Source organism: Actinoplanes sp. NPDC049802, from assembly GCF_040656595.1.
Classification (GTDB): domain Bacteria; phylum Actinomycetota; class Actinomycetes; order Mycobacteriales; family Micromonosporaceae; genus Actinoplanes.
The window spans coordinates 21611-38847 of the sequence record NZ_JBFAMR010000014.1 but is presented as its reverse complement, the minus strand read 5'-3'; the positions used below and the strand labels follow the sequence as shown (position 1 = coordinate 38847).

At 69.6% G+C, this 17237-nt stretch carries 23 protein-coding genes; 13 read left to right on the top strand and 10 right to left on the bottom strand.

The window, feature by feature from the left end:
* Window positions 1–2 precede the first annotated feature (2 nt).
* Window positions 3–1538: a long-chain fatty acid--CoA ligase gene (locus tag AB0I88_RS12760; RefSeq protein WP_361022085.1), complete on the top strand. Its 1536-nt coding sequence runs from the start codon at window positions 3–5 to the stop codon at window positions 1536–1538.
* Here AB0I88_RS12760 and AB0I88_RS12755 read toward each other — a convergent pair.
* Window positions 1535–1960: a (deoxy)nucleoside triphosphate pyrophosphohydrolase gene (locus AB0I88_RS12755; protein WP_361022082.1), complete on the bottom strand. Its 426-nt coding sequence runs from the start codon at window positions 1958–1960 to the stop codon at window positions 1535–1537. The genes AB0I88_RS12760 and AB0I88_RS12755 overlap by 4 nt on opposite strands.
* 184 nt (window positions 1961–2144) lie before the next feature.
* Between AB0I88_RS12755 and AB0I88_RS12750 the strand changes: the two genes are divergently transcribed.
* Window positions 2145–2456 (top strand): pterin dehydratase, encoded by a 312-nt coding sequence (locus AB0I88_RS12750; RefSeq protein ID WP_361022080.1) that lies wholly within the window; start codon window positions 2145–2147, stop codon window positions 2454–2456.
* 24 nt (window positions 2457–2480) lie between these two features.
* Entirely contained in the window at window positions 2481–2843 is a 363-nt protein-coding gene (locus AB0I88_RS12745) for a PH domain-containing protein (protein WP_361022077.1), read from the top strand.
* Window positions 2844–2850: 7 nt separating this feature from the next.
* On the opposite strand, the gene AB0I88_RS12740 is transcribed toward AB0I88_RS12745, so the two are convergent.
* Entirely contained in the window at window positions 2851–3750 is a 900-nt protein-coding gene (locus tag AB0I88_RS12740) for a hypothetical protein (RefSeq protein ID WP_361022074.1), read from the bottom strand.
* Window positions 3751–4003: 253 nt separating this feature from the next.
* On the opposite strand from AB0I88_RS12740, the gene AB0I88_RS12735 reads away from it, so the two are divergent.
* A complete protein-coding gene (locus tag AB0I88_RS12735; RefSeq protein WP_361022071.1) occupies window positions 4004–4210 on the top strand; it encodes a hypothetical protein in 207 nt (68 codons plus the stop codon).
* Window positions 4211–4571: 361 nt separating this feature from the next.
* Here the strand turns inward: AB0I88_RS12735 and AB0I88_RS12730 are convergent, their stop codons facing one another.
* Window positions 4572–5405 (bottom strand): nucleotidyltransferase domain-containing protein, encoded by an 834-nt coding sequence (locus AB0I88_RS12730; RefSeq protein ID WP_361022068.1) that lies wholly within the window; start codon window positions 5403–5405, stop codon window positions 4572–4574.
* Window positions 5406–5430: 25 nt separating this feature from the next.
* On the bottom strand, window positions 5431–6279 hold the full coding sequence (locus AB0I88_RS12725) for a G5 domain-containing protein (RefSeq protein WP_361022066.1): 849 nt from the start codon (window positions 6277–6279) through the stop codon (window positions 5431–5433).
* A gap of 189 nt (window positions 6280–6468) precedes the next feature.
* On the opposite strand from AB0I88_RS12725, the gene AB0I88_RS12720 reads away from it, so the two are divergent.
* The 4 genes from AB0I88_RS12720 to AB0I88_RS12705 all read left to right on the top strand — a co-directional run bounded on the left by AB0I88_RS12720 (window position 6469) and on the right by AB0I88_RS12705 (window position 9035).
* Entirely contained in the window at window positions 6469–6924 is a 456-nt protein-coding gene (locus AB0I88_RS12720; protein ID WP_361022063.1) for a MarR family transcriptional regulator, read from the top strand.
* Between the two features lie 48 nt (window positions 6925–6972).
* Window positions 6973–7584: a phosphoesterase PA-phosphatase gene (locus tag AB0I88_RS12715; protein WP_361022060.1), complete on the top strand. Its 612-nt coding sequence runs from the start codon at window positions 6973–6975 to the stop codon at window positions 7582–7584.
* Window positions 7585–7981: 397 nt separating this feature from the next.
* Entirely contained in the window at window positions 7982–8575 is a 594-nt protein-coding gene (locus tag AB0I88_RS12710) for a hypothetical protein (protein ID WP_361022057.1), read from the top strand.
* A gap of 58 nt (window positions 8576–8633) precedes the next feature.
* On the top strand, window positions 8634–9035 hold the full coding sequence (locus AB0I88_RS12705; protein ID WP_361022054.1) for a hypothetical protein: 402 nt from the start codon (window positions 8634–8636) through the stop codon (window positions 9033–9035).
* 126 nt (window positions 9036–9161) lie between these two features.
* Here the strand turns inward: AB0I88_RS12705 and AB0I88_RS12700 are convergent, their stop codons facing one another.
* Together AB0I88_RS12700 and AB0I88_RS12695 are read right to left on the bottom strand one after the other, a co-directional pair.
* Window positions 9162–9557, bottom strand: coding sequence for a PIN domain-containing protein (locus tag AB0I88_RS12700; protein ID WP_361022051.1), 396 nt, complete (start codon window positions 9555–9557; stop codon window positions 9162–9164).
* Complete coding sequence (locus tag AB0I88_RS12695) at window positions 9554–9793, bottom strand: hypothetical protein (protein ID WP_361022048.1); 240 nt, start codon at window positions 9791–9793, stop codon at window positions 9554–9556. Before AB0I88_RS12695 ends, AB0I88_RS12700 begins: the two co-directional genes overlap by 4 nt.
* A 109-nt stretch (window positions 9794–9902) precedes the next feature.
* On the opposite strand from AB0I88_RS12695, the gene AB0I88_RS12690 reads away from it, so the two are divergent.
* Entirely contained in the window at window positions 9903–10481 is a 579-nt protein-coding gene (locus AB0I88_RS12690; RefSeq protein WP_361022045.1) for a Uma2 family endonuclease, read from the top strand.
* Between the two features lie 107 nt (window positions 10482–10588).
* Here the strand turns inward: AB0I88_RS12690 and AB0I88_RS12685 are convergent, their stop codons facing one another.
* The 4 genes from AB0I88_RS12685 to AB0I88_RS12670 all read right to left on the bottom strand — a co-directional run bounded on the left by AB0I88_RS12685 (window position 10589) and on the right by AB0I88_RS12670 (window position 13249).
* Window positions 10589–11002, bottom strand: coding sequence for a hypothetical protein (locus AB0I88_RS12685; RefSeq protein WP_361022042.1), 414 nt, complete (start codon window positions 11000–11002; stop codon window positions 10589–10591).
* Window positions 10984–11268: a hypothetical protein gene (locus tag AB0I88_RS12680; protein WP_361022039.1), complete on the bottom strand. Its 285-nt coding sequence runs from the start codon at window positions 11266–11268 to the stop codon at window positions 10984–10986. Before AB0I88_RS12680 ends, AB0I88_RS12685 begins: the two co-directional genes overlap by 19 nt.
* 87 nt (window positions 11269–11355) lie before the next feature.
* The gene (gene ychF / locus AB0I88_RS12675) at window positions 11356–12441 is read right to left on the bottom strand and encodes a redox-regulated ATPase YchF (RefSeq protein ID WP_361022036.1); all 1086 of its coding nucleotides are present in this window, start codon (window positions 12439–12441) and stop codon (window positions 11356–11358) included.
* A 22-nt stretch (window positions 12442–12463) separates the two neighbouring features.
* Window positions 12464–13249: an alpha/beta fold hydrolase gene (locus tag AB0I88_RS12670; RefSeq protein WP_361022032.1), complete on the bottom strand. Its 786-nt coding sequence runs from the start codon at window positions 13247–13249 to the stop codon at window positions 12464–12466.
* A 159-nt stretch (window positions 13250–13408) separates the two neighbouring features.
* Here AB0I88_RS12670 and AB0I88_RS12665 point away from each other — a divergent pair, with 159 nt between their 5' ends.
* The 4 genes from AB0I88_RS12665 to AB0I88_RS12650 all read left to right on the top strand — a co-directional run bounded on the left by AB0I88_RS12665 (window position 13409) and on the right by AB0I88_RS12650 (window position 17221).
* Window positions 13409–14884: an AlkA N-terminal domain-containing protein gene (locus AB0I88_RS12665; protein WP_361022028.1), complete on the top strand. Its 1476-nt coding sequence runs from the start codon at window positions 13409–13411 to the stop codon at window positions 14882–14884.
* Between the two features lie 146 nt (window positions 14885–15030).
* Complete coding sequence (locus tag AB0I88_RS12660) at window positions 15031–15525, top strand: methylated-DNA--[protein]-cysteine S-methyltransferase (RefSeq protein ID WP_361022025.1); 495 nt, start codon at window positions 15031–15033, stop codon at window positions 15523–15525.
* Window positions 15526–15738: 213 nt separating this feature from the next.
* The gene (locus AB0I88_RS12655) at window positions 15739–16299 is read left to right on the top strand and encodes a protein DA1 (protein ID WP_361022022.1); all 561 of its coding nucleotides are present in this window, start codon (window positions 15739–15741) and stop codon (window positions 16297–16299) included.
* A gap of 202 nt (window positions 16300–16501) precedes the next feature.
* The gene (locus AB0I88_RS12650) at window positions 16502–17221 is read left to right on the top strand and encodes a VWA domain-containing protein (RefSeq protein ID WP_361022019.1); all 720 of its coding nucleotides are present in this window, start codon (window positions 16502–16504) and stop codon (window positions 17219–17221) included.
* The last annotated feature ends 16 nt before the right edge of the window (window positions 17222–17237 follow it).

Genomic DNA, 17237 nt, shown 5'->3' with positions numbered 1-17237 from the left:
GCATGACGACGCTTTCCCTCGCCACGGTTCTGGCCGAGGCCGCGCGCCGGTACCCCGAGAAGGTGGCGATCGTCGACGCCGGCGGTGAGCGCATCACCTATCGGGAGCTCTGGGCGCAGACCCGGGCGTACGCGGCGGGCCTGCGCGAGTTGGGCGTCGGCCCGGGCGACACGGTCGCGATCATGATTCCGAACGTGGGCGACTTCCCCCGCGTCTACTACGCCGCGCTGGCGGTGGGCGCCCGGATCGTTCCGGTCTCGCTGCTGCTCAACGCCGAGGAGGTCGGCTACGTGCTGACCGACAGCGGCGCGAAGCTGCTGGTCACGCACTCCGCGTTCCTGGCGGCGGGTGCTCCGGCGGCGGCCGCGGCCGGCACGAAGCTGGTCAACGTCGGCCCGCTGCCGGCCGATCTGCCGCAGTACCCGCCGCGGCTGGAGGAGATCTCGGCCGGGCTGGAGCCGCTGCGGACCTACGTGACCCGCGAGGCCGAGGACGTCGCGGTGATCCTCTACACCAGCGGCACCACGGGCAAGCCCAAGGGCGCCATGCTCACCCACCTCAACCTGGTGATGAACGCGGCCGTGAACGTGTTCGACGTGCACCCGCTGACCGGCGACGACGTGGTGCTCGGCTGTCTGCCGCTGTTCCACACGTTCGGCCAGACGGTCGGGATGAACGCGACGTTCCGGCTCGGCGGGACGCTCGTGCTGCTGCCCCGGTTCACCGGCGAGGCGGCGATCGAGCTGATGCTCAAGGAGAACGTGACGATCTTCCACGGCGTGCCGACGATGTACATCGGCCTGCTGGAGGCGGCGGCGAAGGCGGACCGGCTGCCGCGGCTCAAGCTCTGCGTCTCCGGTGGCGCCTCGCTGCCGGTCGCGGTCCTGGAGAAATTCGCCGGAGCCTTCGGCTCGACGATCTGGGAGGGGTACGGGCTGAGCGAGACCTCCCCGACGGCGACCACCAACCAGCCGCTGTTCGGGGCGAAGCCCGGTACGGTCGGGCACCCGATCTGGGGTGTCGAGGTGGAGATCGCCCGTCCGGAGGTGCCGGAACGGATCGAGTTCCTGCCGGACGGCGAGCTGGGCGAGATCGTGATCCGCGGCCACAACGTCTTCGCCGGCTACCTGAACCGGCCGGAGGCGACCGCCGAGGCGCTCGTCGAGGGCTGGTTCCGCACCGGGGACCTGGGTGTGCGGGACGAGAACGGCTTCATCAGCATCGTCGACCGTACCAAGGACCTGATCATCCGGGGCGGCTTCAACGTCTACCCGCGTGAGGTGGAGGAGGTCCTGGCCCGGCACCCGTCGATCCAGCAGGTCGCGGTGATCGGCGTGGCCGACGAGACCCTCGGTGAGGAGATCTGCGCGGTCGTGGTGCGCGAGGACCAGGGCCTCACCGAGGACGAGCTGATCGAGTGGTCGAAGGAGCGGCTCGGCAAGCACAAGTACCCGCGGCAGGTCCGGTTCACCGAGTCGCTGCCTCTCGGCCCCAGCATGAAGGTGCTCAAGCGGGAGCTGCGCAAGCAGTACTCCTAACGTTCGAGCAGTGCGGGCAGCTCCGCCACGATCGGCACGTCGGCGGGCAGCCACGGGACGCTGTCCAACTGGTCCACGGTCAGCCAGCGCATGGAGCGGTGCTCCAGCGCCTCCGGGACGTCGCCACCGAGCAGGGTGACGGCGTAGACGCGGAGCACGGCCCGGCCGTGGGCCAGTGGCACGTCCGGGCCGACCCGGTCGCCGACCTCCACCCGTACGCCGAGCTCCTCGGCGCACTCCCGGGCCAGGGCCTGCCGCTCGGTCTCGCCCGGTTCGACCTTGCCGCCGGGGAACTCCCACCGCCCAGCCGCTTCCGGCGGGGAGCCGCGCTCGCACGCGAGCACCCGGCCGGCGGTGATGATCACAGCCGCCACAATCACCCTGGGTGAGGGTGTGGGCTTGACGTATTGTTCGGGCCGCATACGATCAAAGATCGCACAAAAGTTCATCGTTCAGGTTGCCCGCTGGTGCCCCGATCGTCACGCAAACACGTATATGTGGGCGTGGACACCAGTGTCCCGACGGACGAAACTGTGGGGCACCGACCATGACGACACGGCGACAGTTCGGCCACAAGCCGGCAACGACGCTTAGGGGGGTGCGGCAGTGCGGGCCAGAAGACGCCGGGACTCCGGCGCGGATTATCTCAACGACGCACTTGAGCTGCTGAGTGGCTGGACCCGCGACGGGGTGCAGCTTCGCCGTGATCTGGCTTGTGACGACAGCCAGCACGCGGCGTTGACCGAGCGCATCAAGGTGGCGGCGGACACTCTGCACATTCGGCCCACCATCCGTCGGACGAACGGTCACACAGAGATCTGCCTGGGCCCTCAGGACGGTTCAACCATCACCCACGGTGAGGTGACCCTCGCGGCCCGGATCGAGGATTTCTATCGCACCGTGGTCGGAAGGCCGTAGAACGGGCGGACTACGCTGCGCCGCATGACTGACGTGGCATACGACAACAAGGGCCAGCTCGAGCAGATCCAGAGCGGTCTGCTGGACGGCGAGCAGATCATCGCGGTCTATGACGCGATCGGCGCCGGGACCGGGTTCATCGGCCTCACCAACCGGCGGATCATCGTCCAGGACAAGTCCTTCGTCGGGAAGCGTTTCGCGATCACCAGCATCCCGTACTCCAAGGTGAGCAGCGTCAGCGTGATCAGCAACAAGAGCTGGGCGGGCCAGTTCTTCTCGTCCGGCACGATCGGCATCACGGTCGGCACCCACGTGTACGAGATCGAGTTCCGTGGCTCCGACAAGGCGCACCACGTGCACAACCTGATCCTGTCGCACACCTCCTGAGAGGCTTTCAGGACCCGCCGACCGCCTGCGTGAGGTCCCAGACGTAGCGGCGGCCGGCGGGTTTCTCGTCCCGCCACACGACCTCCCAGCGGCCGCGGACGTCCCGCTCGGGTTCGCTCATCCGGCCGTACCCCTGTCGTTCCTTGACGCTGGGCGGCTGGTCGCTGTCCGGGAAGCTGAAGGTCACCTGGAAGCGGGTGAAGGCGGACGGGGTGCCGCTCGCGGTGGGCAGCCGGTCCTCCCAGATCAGTTGGTCCCAGCCGCGTTCGCGCAGTGGCCGCCACAGTCCCCGCGGCTGGTACTCGACCTGCCACTCGGTCGGCGTGGTCATCGCCGGGTCGAAGATGAGCCAGACCCGCAGCAGCCGGGCCTGTTCCAGGGGCAGCACGGTGATGGAACCGCCGACCGGCCGCAGCGTCTTGAACGAGATCCCGTCGAGGCGGGCCAGCGCGTCGGTGTCGGTGGGCACGATCGGCCGCATGGTCCGGTTGGTGACCAGCGGCTCCGGGGTGGTGACCCGCTTCTCCACGATCAGGTCGCTGTCGTCGTCGGCGCCGATGGTGACGAGCACCTCGAGGGTCTCCGACCAGAGCGGCTTCTCCCGGTCGCTGATCCGCTGGATGGCGTCCAGGTAGTGCTGGTGGCCGGCCTGCTGCAGGGCGAGTTGGGTGGTGGTCCCCTGAAGGGACTCCTTCAGGTCGCGGATCCGGACCACGAAGGCGAGCTGCCACAGCCGGACCACGAAGTAGAGCAGGCAGGCCAGGGATATCGCGGTGAGCGCCCACTGGCCGATCCGGGTGGGTATCTCGACGAGCTGCGCGACACCCGATGCCAGACCGATGAGCACGACCGAGACGTTCAGGGTGCCCCTGAACAGTGTTTGATACGTCGACGGTGTCTCCGGCATCGCCCCAATGATGGCGAAACACCTGTTACCGACAAATCCTCATAAGGAGTGAATGACCACGGGCTGGGACGCCTGTTCGCCCGATGTCCATTGACCGATCAGGGGAACCGTCATGCCAGACCGGCCCACCCGCGGCGATTACCCACGGGTAACCATTGCTCGCCGAATCCGGCCCGCCGCATGCTACCGGGAGTCACCACAATCGATCGAGTAACACCGTTCGATCCTCGACCCCCCCCGGAGGCGATCACCGGTGCTCACCCATCTGCCGAAGCCGTCGACCCGGAGACACCGAGCCGAATTGTTCGGCCACGACCCGGGCCCGGCCCCGGCGGTGAACGGCGGCGAGGGCGGCCAACCGCGCCGGCATGCGATCCTGCTCGGCCACAACGCCGTCTTCGCGGTGGCGCTACTGCTCTCGGCGGTGCTGGTGGGTCTCGCCACGGTCGCTCTGCATTGACCGGGGCGAAACCCACCGACTGTCAGCTACCGCCTTCGCCGCCCTTGCCGGACATGGTTCTCCTCACACAAACGGATGGACTCCGAAGTCACAACGGAGCCGGTCACCTCCGGGTTGCGGATGCCGTATCAGCGTATCCAGGTAGCACACGGGTAGGCAGCGGAGTCTCGAGAACACCTCCGTCGGCGGCGCGCTTCAGCTCGTACGCCGAAGGCCCCTCCCGATCGGCGACCGCCTCGGACAGTGACGTGCCCCGGAAGATCAGCCCCGCGCCGTCGTCGGTGGCGTAGCCGTCGCCGACGTGGCAAGGACGGTGGGGACGCCGACGGTCACCGCAACATCATCGCGCACGCGCCGGCGGTCACCGCAACATCATCGCGCACGCGTCGGTGGTCTCCAGGACGAGATCGGCGGCCAGGTCGATCGCGGCGCTCAAACGCACCGGATCGCCGTCGACCGCGGCGAACACGGCGTCCGTCCGGGCCTTGAACCGCGGCGGCGCGCCGGGCAGGGCGGCCGCCGCGGCGACCGCACCCTTCTCGTTGATCAGCCACCGGCCGGCCGCGCCGTGCAGCCCGTGCGCCAGCACCCCGGCCATCCGGAACAGGCATCCCGCGACATACGCGCTGTCACCGCGGGACACCGCCTTGCGGGCCAGCCCCACCAGGAAGTCGGCCTCCCACAGCCCGGCCACCAGCGCCTCGGCCAGCGGCCTCGGATAGACCAGCATCCCCGCCCGGAGATCGGCCAGCTCACCGGAGGGATCGGCGAGCACGCGGCTCAGGGCCAGTTCGCCGGGGTACGAGAAGTCGGCCACGCCGAGCGGATGGCCGGCCTGGACGTGGAACGAGTACCGGCCGCGCTCGGCGTCGGACCAGCAGCCGCGGACCCGGTCGACGTCCCGGTAGATCCAGTCCACCGGGCCGCCGTCGACGGTCAGCCAGCCGCCGCCGTCCACCCACGGGCCCCACTCGCCGGCCCCGGTGACCCTGGCGCCCGGCCCGGCCACCGCCGTGGCCAGCTCCCCGAGCCGGGCGGTGTCCAGCGGCGCCCGGTAGTAGACGCCCAGGTCGGTGTCCGAGTCGGGGGTGTGCGTGCCGCGGGCCCGGCTGCCGCCGAGCACCACCCCGACCACGCCGGGCACGGTGACCAGCCGCTCGGCGAGCTCGGTCAGACGGGCGTCGGTCAGTCCCATGTCCCCGATCATCGCCCAGCGACGGTCAGCACAGGGAGGCGGGTTCCAGCCGTACGCCGTCGAGCAGTTCCTCACCCGCCGCCAGCAGGTCCTCCTCGGTCACGACGGTTCCCGGCGACGGGGGCACACCCGGGTCGCCGGCGGCCTCCGGCGGGCACACCGCGGTACGCCCCAGCGGCACGCAGATGCTCAGCGCCTGCTCGCACGCCGGGTCCAGGGCCGACTTGCGGCGGGCGCCGAACACCACGACCCGGTTCTCCGGCTTGCGGGTGACGGTCGTGCCGAGCAGCCGGCGGGCGGTCTGCCTGCCGTCGGTGAGGGTGACCAGGTACCGGACGGTCTCCTCACCGGGCGCGCCGGGCGACTGCACGTACCGGGCGCCGCGGGGCAGGTCCTGGTCGCGGACCACCTTCGTCTGGAACGGGATGGCCCGGGTCTCGACGTCGGTGCGGGTCGTGACGACCGGTCCGGCGGCCGGTTCCCGGCGGTCCCGGGCGGCGCGCCCGCCGGGACGCCGCGCGGGCCGCGGCCCGGTCCGGTCGGCGCGCTCGTCGGCGACCCGGGCCCGGCTCAGCTGGTCGGTGGTGGCCGGCCGCACCGTGGTGGGGGCCGGCACCGGGGTGTGGGGGTGGCGTTTGGGCAGCGGCTGGGCGGCGGCCGCGGCACGGCTGACCACCTCCGGGTCCTCCTCCAGCCGGGCGGCGCCCGGGTCGGGTTCGGTGGCCGCCTCGGTTGCCGCGGGCGGCGTACCGTCCGGGGTGGTCATCGTGGCGATCCCCGCCGCTCCGCCGCCGACGAGCACGAAGAGCGCGCCCACGCCGGCGGTCATCCGGACACCGAACGGCAGCCGGGCCCACCAAGACTTTCGTGGCATTTCGAGCAGATGCTGCCAAGAGTCACTAGTTGTCTGGTTTTGCACCAAAGCATTGTTACTTTCTCAGCGCCGCAGGCAAGTTCTTTCCCTGTCACCCGAAATGGGGACCCGCGCAGCCCGCCACCCGGTTCACGCGTTGCCCCGGCGAGGCGCAAAATCGGTTCGCACCCCGCACGTAACATCGGATCCATGCCCGACGCAGGCCCCGTACCGCTCAGCCCGGACGAGGAGGCAGTGATGCGGGCACTCGGCCGGTTCCTGCTGGTCATGCCGCGCGCGCTGGACGCCGACCTGGTCCGCGAGCAGCGCATGTCCGCCAGTGAGTACGCGGTGTTGCGCCACCTCTCCGAAACGCCCGGCCAACTGCTGCGGATGAGCGAACTGGCCACCGCGTGCGACATGTCACTGAGCGGGATGACCCGGCTCGCCGCGAAACTCGAATCGCTCGGCTACCTGCGCCGGATCCGCTGCCAGGAGGACGCGCGCGGCGCCAACGCCGTCCTCACCGAGAAAGGACTGGCCCGGCTCCGGGAGGCCTGGCCGACACATCTGGCCAGCGTCCGCCGCCACATCTTCGACCACCTCGGCGAACTCGACCTGAAAAGACTCGCGGCCGCCTTCCAGGCGATGGCCACCGACACATGAGCGTTTCGTGCCACCACCGCACCCGGTCGCGGTTGCGATGATGGGGCCGTGCTCAACGCTGCCACCGAAGACCGCCGGGACGTTCTGGACCGGCTCGCCGCCGTCGTCTCCGAGGTGCTGGCCCCCGCGGTCCTGGTGGCCGCCCTCCTGCTGACCGTCGGCTGGCACGCCGGGAACACCCCCGGAGTCTCCCGCTGGTGGGGCCTGCCCGGAGCACTGTTCGCCGCGGTGATCCCGCTCGGCTACGTGCTGCACGGCGTACGCAAAGGCCGGCTCACCAACCACCACATCCCGGAACGCGCCGCCCGGCGGATCCCGCTGCTGTTCGGCACCGCCTCCCTGGTGGCCGGCCTGCTGCTGATGCTCGCGCTCGGCGCCCCACGCGAAGTCCTCGCCCTGCTCACCGCGGGCGGCACCGGCCTCGCCGTGTTCGCCCTGGTCACCCACTGGTGGAAGATGTCCATCCACGCCGGCGTGGCCTCCGGCACGGTCGCCGCGCTCACCGCGGTCTACGGCCCGGTCGCCCTCCTCGGCGTCCCGCTGGTGCTGCTCGGCTGCTGGGCGCGGGTGCGGCTCACCGCGCACACACCCGCCCAGGTGGTGGCCGGGGCTCTGGCGGGCGCGATCATCGCGGGCACGATCTTCCCGGCGCTCCGCTGAAAACCACTTCCCGGTACGCGCGCCGCGAACCCGCCGTCGAAGGAGCTCCCACGCCAGGCTTACACGTCGACGAACCCCAACGGTAGGGGACACCGGCACTCGGGGCCCGCCGCATCCGGCACTGGCAAGGCAGAACCCTCCACCGAAATCATGATCACCTATTCGCTGATCCTCCGGGGTGAACGCCCCGCCGCTGGTGTCCGAAGGAACCCGTGCCCTTGAGATCCACCGCCGTCACCCGCCGCTCGACCGCCGCGGCTGTCACCGCCGTGTGCGCGGCCATCCTCACGCTGTCTCCCGAGGATGCGGCGGAAACCGGCGGCCGACGTTGACGCAGACAACGCCAGCCCCGGCCGGAGAGCCGATCGTGCCGGGTCCCCACGACCAGGGAAACGGCGTGACCAGCAAGATCACGGCGGTGACGCGCGGCCGCGCCGTCATCGCTGCCGCGGTCGCGGCAGTCGTCCTGGCGGCCGGGGGTACGTGGTACGCCCTCAACGCATCCGGACACCTGTTGTGGGAAGGGCCTTTGATGGGCGCCCATGACGAGATCGTGAAAACCCAGTTGGAAGCCGACGACACCCGCGTGCTCTGGGGGTCGTTGCTGTTGCACAACGACACCGCTCACAGCATGGTCCTGGAGAGTGTCGAGATCGCCGACAACCCGGGTGGGATCGCTCTGGCAACGGAGCCGTATCTGTGGGACACCGATCGTGTCGCCCTACTCGGAACCGGTGCAGTCGCCGTCCACCCGATGCCGCTGCCCTCCGACTGGAAGATCCCGCCGAAACACGCGGTGGCGGGGTTCGTCATCTCCCCGCACGCCGAGTCCGAGAGTGTCGAAGTGCTGTTCGAACTCCAGGCTCCGCCGCGCGCGGCCACCGTCTCCGGGATCACCGTCACGTACCGCACCGCGGGCTGGACCTATCGCAACACCTACAACATCCAGTTGACGATCTGTCCCTCCACGGACCTGAAACCGTGCGCATAGAGCAGCCCGTCGGGTAGACGGAGGCGGAGCGGTTGCTCACGGCCGGCAGACGGGTTTGGTGGAGCAGGCAATCCGCAGGGCCGGCATCTCCCTGGGCGATCTGGACGACCACGGCACGATGCCGGCTCGCCGGGTAACCGGTGACGTTCTGCGGGTTGCTCAGTCGCTGGTGGCGGTCCTGCTGCTGATGCTCGCGCTCGGCGCCCCACGCGAAGTCCTCGCCCTGCTCACCGCAGGCGGCACCGGCCCCGACGTCTTCGCCCTGGTCACCCATTGGTGGAAGATGTCCATCCACGCCGGCACGGTCGCCGCGCTCACCGCGGTCCACGGCCCGGTCACCCTCCTCGGCGTCCCACTGGTGATGCTCGGCTGCTGGGCGCGGGTGCGGCTCACCGCGCACACACCCGCCCAGGTGGTGGCCGGGGCACTGGCGGGCACGATCTTCCCCGCGCTCCGCTGAGAACCCTGATCCGGTGCGCGTGACGCCGCACCCACCGCGGAAGACAGCGACCTCATCCTGGTCCGGGCCGCGGGGCCCGCGCCGGGCTTGAGCGCCGGTCGCCTTTCCTTGTTCACCCCGGACGGCCTACAACGGGATGGCGCGGATCCTCGAACCGCACAGCTTGACCATGTCGTCGACGTCGGAGGTCAGGATCGCGACCGGCGCCGGGAGTCGCAACGCCACCTCGGCGACCATGGCGTCGATGGCGTACTTGTGACCGTGCAGTCTCGCCGCCTTCAGCAGCCCCGCACTGCGCCGGGCGCTCTCCTTGGTCACCGCCTCGACCCGAATGCGGGACAGCAGCCAACTCAACCGCGCGACGTCCACACCGGAATGGGACACCTCGCTGATCGTGGCGGCCGAGATGGCGAGGTCGACCCCGTCACGCTCCGCCTGTTCCAGCAAGCGCATCACTTTGCGATCTCGGTCGATCCACCCCGACATGCCTTGCGAGTCGAGCACGAGCGACTCGAGGCTCACGCCGCACGCTCCGCCCTCTCGGGGCCATGCAGAAGCTCCCGGGCCCCGGACATCTCCTCGTCGGTGAACGCCCCGAACTCCTCCTGGTAGCGGTCCAGTTCCTCCCGCAGGAGCCTGCGCCGCTCAGCCCGCTCGGCCAGCTCGGTCAAGTAGCCCGAGACGTTGTCGGTATGGGCCTTGATGCTTTCGAGCAGCTCCACCGGCAGCGTGATCGTGACCTTCTTCGTCCTCGCCATCAATCGACCATACCAAGGTGTTACCGATGCTCGACCGCCTTCGAGGGCACCAGCCTCACGGCCCGCTGCAAACAAGCCCCGACCCTTCCCGATTCGCTACGCTAGTCCCATGACAGCCCTGCCGGACTGGATGCGCCCGCCACGGGCGGAAGGCTGGTTCGCAGAGGACCTGGACCGCCTTCCCGAGGCTCCCCGCCACACCGAGCTCCTCGACGGAGCGCTCGTCTTCATGATGTCCCCGCAACGGGCCTGGCACAGCCGGGCCGTGTCCGCCCTCAAGCACGCGCTTGCGGCACAGGCGCCGGCAGGCGTCGAGGTCGATCAGGAGATGACGATTCGGCTCGACGAGCGCAATCGGCCGGAGCCGGATGTCGTGGTGACCACAGCCGCCTACGACCCCGGCAGAACCTACTTCATTCCGGACGTGGTGCGACTGGTCGTCGAAGTCGTCTCTCCGGAGTCCGCGCACCGGGACCGCACGGTCAAGCTTCGCAAATACGCGGAAGCCGGGATCCCGCACTACTGGCGGATCGAGGACGAGGAAGGGTTGCCGGTCGTGCAAGCCTACGAACTGGACGGACCGACCAGAGCCTACGTCGCCACCGGGATCCATCGGGGCGCGCTCCGTTGCCCGGTTCCGTTCGACATCGACATCGACCTGGACGGCCTCGTGCCCCGCCGTCCCTGATCGGAGAGCGGGGCGCCGGGCGAATCAGACGTTGAAGCGGAACTCGACCAGATTCCGCCGCCGAACAACATCACGCTGTGCTCGACCAGCGAGGCAGTAGAGGGAACTCACACCGCCACAAGCCGAACCCGGCCGCCGCAGAGCTTCACCATGTCGTCGACGTCGGAAGTCAACATGACCACAGGGCGTTGCTGACGCAACGCAGCCTCGGCGACTGCCGCATCAATCGCGTACCTATGCCCATGTAGACCAGCGTCCATCAGCAGCTTCGACGCCGCCCTTGCTTCCTCGTCGCCAATCGGAATCACTCGCAACCCGGAGAGAACCCAATTCAGGCGAGCCTTATGGGTACGGGCATGGACAGCCTCGATGATGGTGAGCGCGCTGATCACCACCTCCATGCCGCGCGAGCGCGCCTCGGCGGTCATTGCCACGACCTGCTCGTCGTCGGAGAGCAACTTCGAGAGCCCTTCGCTGTCGAGGACCAGCGTTCCCTCGTGGATCAGCTTGCGGCGGGCCACTCGCCCTCCTCGGCGAACACCTCGTCGAAGACCTGCCGCGCCCGCTGGCGAGCCTCGTCGGAGACCGGCCCCTTGCGGCTCTCGTAGTCGGCCAGGTACTCGTCGAGCACTTGTCCGCGCAACTCCCGCTCGACTGCCCCGGCAATGAACGCAGAGAATTCCCGCTTGCCCACCCGTGCCCGGATCGCCTCGGCCGTCCCTTCAGGCAGCGACAAGCTCACCCGTGTCGCCGGCCCTTCACCGATGCGGTACACACCTTCGCTCATCACCCCAGTGTGTCAAACGAGTAGGAAACCTGCCACGATCTGCGCGGCTACGACTGGCCGGGCTACACGGCAGACGCTGGACCGGAATCAGACATTAAATCTGAATTCGACGACGTCGCCGTCCTTCATGATGTAGTCCTTGCCCTCCATGCGGACCTTGCCGGCCGCCTTGGCCGCGGACATCGAGCCGGCGGCCATCAGGTCGTCGAAGCTGACGATCTCGGCCTTGATGAAGCCGCGCTGGAAGTCCGAGTGGATGACACCGGCGGCCTCGGGGGCGGTCGCGCCGACCGGGATCGTCCAGGCGCGGGCCTCCTTCGGGCCGGCCGTCAGGTAGGTCTGCAGGCCCAGGGTGTCGAAACCGACGCGGATCAGCCGGTTCAGGCCGGGCTCGGACTGGCCGGTCGACTGCAGCAGTTCCAAGGCCTCGTCCTCGTCCAGCTCGATCAGCTCGGACTCGATCTTCGCGTCCATGAAGACCGCCTCGGCCGGGGCGACCAGGGCGCGCAGCTCGTCCAGGAACGCCTCGTTGCCCAGCTCGGCCTCGTCGACGTTGAACACGTACAGGAAGGGTTTGGTGGTGAGCAGGTGCAGCTCGCCCAGCAGGTCCAGGTCGATGCCGGCGGCGCCGGCCCCCTGGTAGAGGGTGACCCCGTCGTTGAGCAGCTTGAACGCGGCCTCGGCTGCGGCCACCGCGGCGGCCTTCTCCTTCTTGAGCTTGGCCTCCTTCTGCAGGCGGGGCAGCGCCTTCTCGACCGTCTGCAGGTCGGCCAGGATCAGCTCGGTGTTGATCGTCTCGATGTCGTCGGCGGGCGACACCTTGCCGTCGACGTGCAGCACGTTCGGGTCGGAGAAGGCCCGCACCACCTGGCAGATCGCCGACGCGTCACGGATGTTCGCAAGGAACGCGTTGCCCCGGCCCTGGCCCTTCGACGCGCCCCGCACCAGGCCGGCGATGTCGACGAAGCTCACCGGCGCCGGCAGGATCTTCTCGCTGCCGAACAGCTCGGCCAGCTTCCCGAGCCGCTCGTCGGGCAGGCCCACCACGCCGACGTTGGGCTCGATCGTGGCGAACGGGTAGTTCGCGGCGAGCACGTCGTTCTTGGTCAGGGCGTTGAACAGGGTGCTCTTGCCGACGTTGGGCAGGCCGACGATTCCGATGGTGAGGCTCACGGAACGCCAGTCTACGCAGTGCTCAACGGAAGAACTTCCGCAGTTCGGCCGCGACCAGCGCCGGGCGGCCGCTGTCGTCGGCGGCGACATGACCGACGCCGGTCAAGGTCACCCGCCGCACTCGCGGCAGGACCGGCTCCAGCCCGTTCAACACCCCGGTGAGGTACGCCGGGGAGCGCTCGCCACCGAGCAGCAGCGTCTCCGCGGTGACCGTGGCATACGTGCTCAACGGGCCGGCCGCGTCCTCGATGACCGCGGCGTCGAGGCGCATCGTCGGGATCAGGTCGCCGATCCGGCGGCCCTGACCGGTGCGAAGGGCCAGGCCGGCCATCGGGATCAGGGCGGCGCGGGGCGCGTACCGAAAATCGCCTGTGCCTTTGGCGACGGTGACGAACGCGGCGGCCCGTCTGCCGCGGAACAGCTCCTTCTCGAACCTCGGCAGCCAGGCGACCGGGTCGTGGTCGCCGTGCTTGAGCGGTGGCTCGTAGAGCGCGAGCCGGTCGATCGGCAGCTCCATGGCCGCTCGCAGCGCGATCACCGCGCCGGAGCTGAGGCCGAACACGTTGCGTGCCCCGGTCTCGTCGAGCAGCGCCGCCAGGTCGTCGATCTCGGCACGGAGGCCGTGGCCGGGGGCGGCCGGACCGCTCAGGCCGCGCCCGCGCCGGTCCGGGACGTAGACGGTGAAGTCGGGTGCGAGAGCGCGGGCCAGTTTCGTGAAGTTCGCCGAGGTCTGCATGCCGCCGTGCAGGAGCACGACCTTGGGGCCGCCACCGAGGGCTCGCCACCGGATGTCCGTCCTTGCCGCCATCGCCTTCATACTGTCAACCGTAGTTGACACAGCCGCGGCTCGTCAACCACGGTTGACAGAACAGTGATCGGCGGCCCTCTCGTGACCCGGCATCGACCGGCACGGCCATGTCCGAATCCCGCCAGCCACACCGCCCCGCGCGAAGGCAGACTCGACGGCATGGAGCTGGACTTCGAACGCTGCTACCGGGCCGTCGACAGCCGCGACCAGCGGTTCGACGGATGCTTCTACACGGCCGTCCGCACCACCGGCATCTACTGCCGGCCGTCCTGCCCGGCCGTCACACCCAAACGGGAGAACGTCACCTTCTATCCCAGCGCCGCAGCCGCCCAGCGCGGCGGCTACCGGGCCTGCCGCCGATGCCGGCCCGACGCCGCACCCGGCTCACCCGAATGGGACAGCCGCGCCGACACCGTCGGACGGGCCATGCGGCTCATCGGCGACGGCGTCGTCGACCGGGAAGGCGTACCCGGACTCGCCAGCCGGCTCGGCTACACCGAACGGCACCTCCACCGGATGCTCACCGCCGAACTCGGCGCCGGGCCCCTCGCCCTCGCCCGGGCACAACGCGCCCAGACCGCGCGGATCCTCGTCGAGACCACCGACCTGGGACTCGCCGAGATCGCGTTCGCCGCCGGATTCGGCAGCGTACGGCAGTTCAACGACACGATGCTCGAGGTGTACGCGCAGGCGCCCAGCCAACTGCGCGAACGGCGGCCGAAAGAACGCGGCGAAGCGGGAGTGGTCAACCTGCGGCTCGCCTACCGGACGCCACTGCACGCCGGGTCGCTGCTGTCGTTCTTCGCCGCCCGGACCCTTCCCGGCGTGGACGAAGTGGACGGGCAGACGTACCGGAGAGGGCTGAACCTGCCGCACGGCGGCGCGGAGGTCGCGCTGCGGCCGGGAGCGCGATGGGTGCACGCAACCGTCCGGCTCGAAGACGTTCGGGACCTGGCGCCGGCGGTCGCACGGTGCCGGCGGTTGTTCGATCTCGACGCTGATCCGGTGGCCGTGGACGGGATACTGGGGGCCGATCCTGGGCTGCGTGAGGTGGTGGCGGCGGAGCCGGGGGTTCGGGTGCCGCGGGCTGTGGACGGGTTCGAGATGGCCGTTCGGGCTGTGGTGGGGCAGCAGGTGAGTGTGGCGGGAGCTCGGACGACGTTGGGGCGGATGTTGCGGGCCGCGGCGGGGTCGGGAGAACCCGCTGCTTCGGGGGAACCCGCCCCCATCCCCCAAACCGCCACCACGCCCGGCCGCCTGACCGGCTTCCCGGCCGCGCACACCGTCGCCGACCTGCCCGACGACGCCTTCGGCATGCCGGCCGGCCGCCGCGACACCATCCGCGCCGTGGCCCAGGCGGTTGCCGACGGCAAACTCGACCTGGACCCGGGCGCCGACCGAGCCGAGACGACCGCCCGCCTGACCGAACTGCCGGGCATCGGACCGTGGACCGCCGGTTACATCGCCATGCGCGCGATCGGCGACCCCGACGTCTTCCTGCCGACCGATCTGGCCGCCCGCCGTGGCGCCACGGCGCTGGGTCTTCCGGACACGGCCAGGGCCTTGGCCGAACACGCGGAACGCTGGCGTCCCTGGCGTTCCTACGCGCTGGTGCGGCTTTGGCGCGCCGCCTGAGCCGGACATTACCCGCTCCCGAGTCCCGGCGCGGCGTTGTCCACATCGGCGTTCCGGACGCCGCGGTCGTCCACAGGCGTGGCGGTTCTCCGCCCGTGCCCCGGAAATTCGAGCCACGCTGGTGGCCCCCTCGTGAGGAGAAGACGATGTTGGATTATTCGACGATGGACACTCCGGTCGGCCCGTTCACCGTGGTGGTGAGCCGGGCCGGGGCGGTGCGCGCGGCCGGTTTCACGACCGAGGTGCGCGAGTTGATGAGCCTGGTGCATCCGGTTCTGCTGGAGCCGGTGCGGGCGGTCGACCGGACGGTGGTCGACGAGCCGGTGCTGGCCTATCTCGACGGTGATCTGACGGCGATCGACGCGGTGCCGGTGGAGCAGCACACGGCCGGCGAGTTCATGCGGCATGCCTGGCGGGTGATGCGGGGCATCAAGCCGGGCGCACCGGTGACCTATACGGCTTTCGCCGGGTTGTCGGGCCGTCCGGCGGCGGTGCGGGCGGCCGCGGCGGCGTGTGCCCGTAATCCGGCCGCGTTGTTCACGCCATGCCATCGGGTGTTGCGGACGGACGGTTCGCTGGGCGGCTACCGGTGGGGTCTGGGGGTGAAGGAGTGGCTGTTGAGGCACGAGTCGGGCGATTGAGGCGCCGGCGCGGGGCGGGCACACTGCATATGACCGCCGCGCGGAGGTGTCATGGGGTTCGCGGAGTGGCTCGCCGCCTGTCGTCTGCCGTCGAGGGTGGTGCACGTTTGTTCGGTTTGTGGGCGGCCGATGACGCGGACGTTCTACCGGGCGTCGACGGGGGAGACGTTCTGCGCCCGGCATCAGGGCGAGCGTTCGTGTCGGTGTTGTGGCATGCCGTCGGATCCGCGGCTGGGCCTGGAGATGGCGTTGTGTGGCCGGTGCGCGGCGACGGCGGTGCGGGATCAGGCGGGGGTGAAGCGGGTGCTGCCGCCGATCGCGAGGCGGATCCGGGCGTTGTCGATCCGGACGACGACTCCGGTGCGGGTGCGCCTGGTGTCGCGCGGCGAGTTGCGCGCCCATCATCCGGAGGGTGCGGACGCGCTGGGTTTGACGGTTTCGATGGGCACCCGGGTGCTGGATCTGATGGTGGTGCGGGATCTTCCGTTGGTCCAGTTCGGTTCGACGGTGGCGCACGAGGTGATGCACGCCTATCTGGCGCAGCAGGGTTTCGGGGTGTTGCCGCCGCCGGTGGCGGAGGGTCTCTGTCAGTTGCTGGCTTACGCGTGGTTGCGTGATCAGCCGGGCCCGCTGGCCGCGGTGGAGCGGCGCCGGATCGCGGAGGATCCGGGGCCGGTGTATGGGGACGGTTTCCGGGCTGCCCGGGCGGCGTCCCGGCGGTTGGGGGTCCGGGCGATGCTCGATCATGTGCGCCGCAACGGCTCGTTCCCTTGAAGCTTGTGGACGATTGTCCGGGCGGCGGCAACCGAATCGGTGATTTCGCGGGTTCGGCGTCCGTCTTGGAGGGGCGAATCTGGTTTCGGGTGGCCGGGCCTCGATAGGCTCACGCACAACGTCGCCGCAATTGATCTTCATCGTGGGGCGGGATCCCCGACTTTGCCAGCACAATTCCTGACCTAGCAGCGCAGGAGCGGATATGGCCGACTCGCGACAAGCAAACGACGACAGGGTTCTGGCTCTGGCGTTCTATCTCCTGGTCGACGTCTCGTATTCGATGGACGGCACGCCCCTGGACGCGGTGAACCGGATTCTGCCGGAGGTCATCGACACGATCGAGGAGAGCCCGACGCTCGGTGACATCGTGCGGTTCGGGGCGCTCGACTTCGCCGATGACGCGCGGACGGTTCTTCCGCTCGGCGATCTGCGGGATGTGGAGAGCATCCCGAGTTTCACGGCCCGCGGCGGCACGTCGTATGCGGCGGCTTTCCGCCAGCTCCGTAAGGACATCGAGCATGATCTGGCGCAGTTGAAGAGCGACGGCTACAAGGTCTACCGCCCGGCGGTCTTCTTCATCACCGACGGCGCTCCGACCGACGACATGACGGATGTGCAGGCGGCGTTCAGTGATCTGACCGATCCGGGTTTCCGGGGCCGTCCCAACATCATTCCGTTCGGGGTGTCGCCGTCGCTGTCGAAGGCGGTGCTGGATCCGTGGGTGTCGCCGAAACCCGCGGAGAGCAACAAGGCGATGCGCAGCTATGTCTACAACGGTGCCGGTGACGCGGCGACGGCGATCAAGCAGGTCGCCGAGGTGCTGATCAGCAGCATCGTGGCGTCGGCGACGTCGGTGAACGATGCGGGCACGGCGGGCGGGTTCGTGCCTCCGGACGACGACGACCTGGACGACTGGATCTAGCGCGGGGCGACGGATC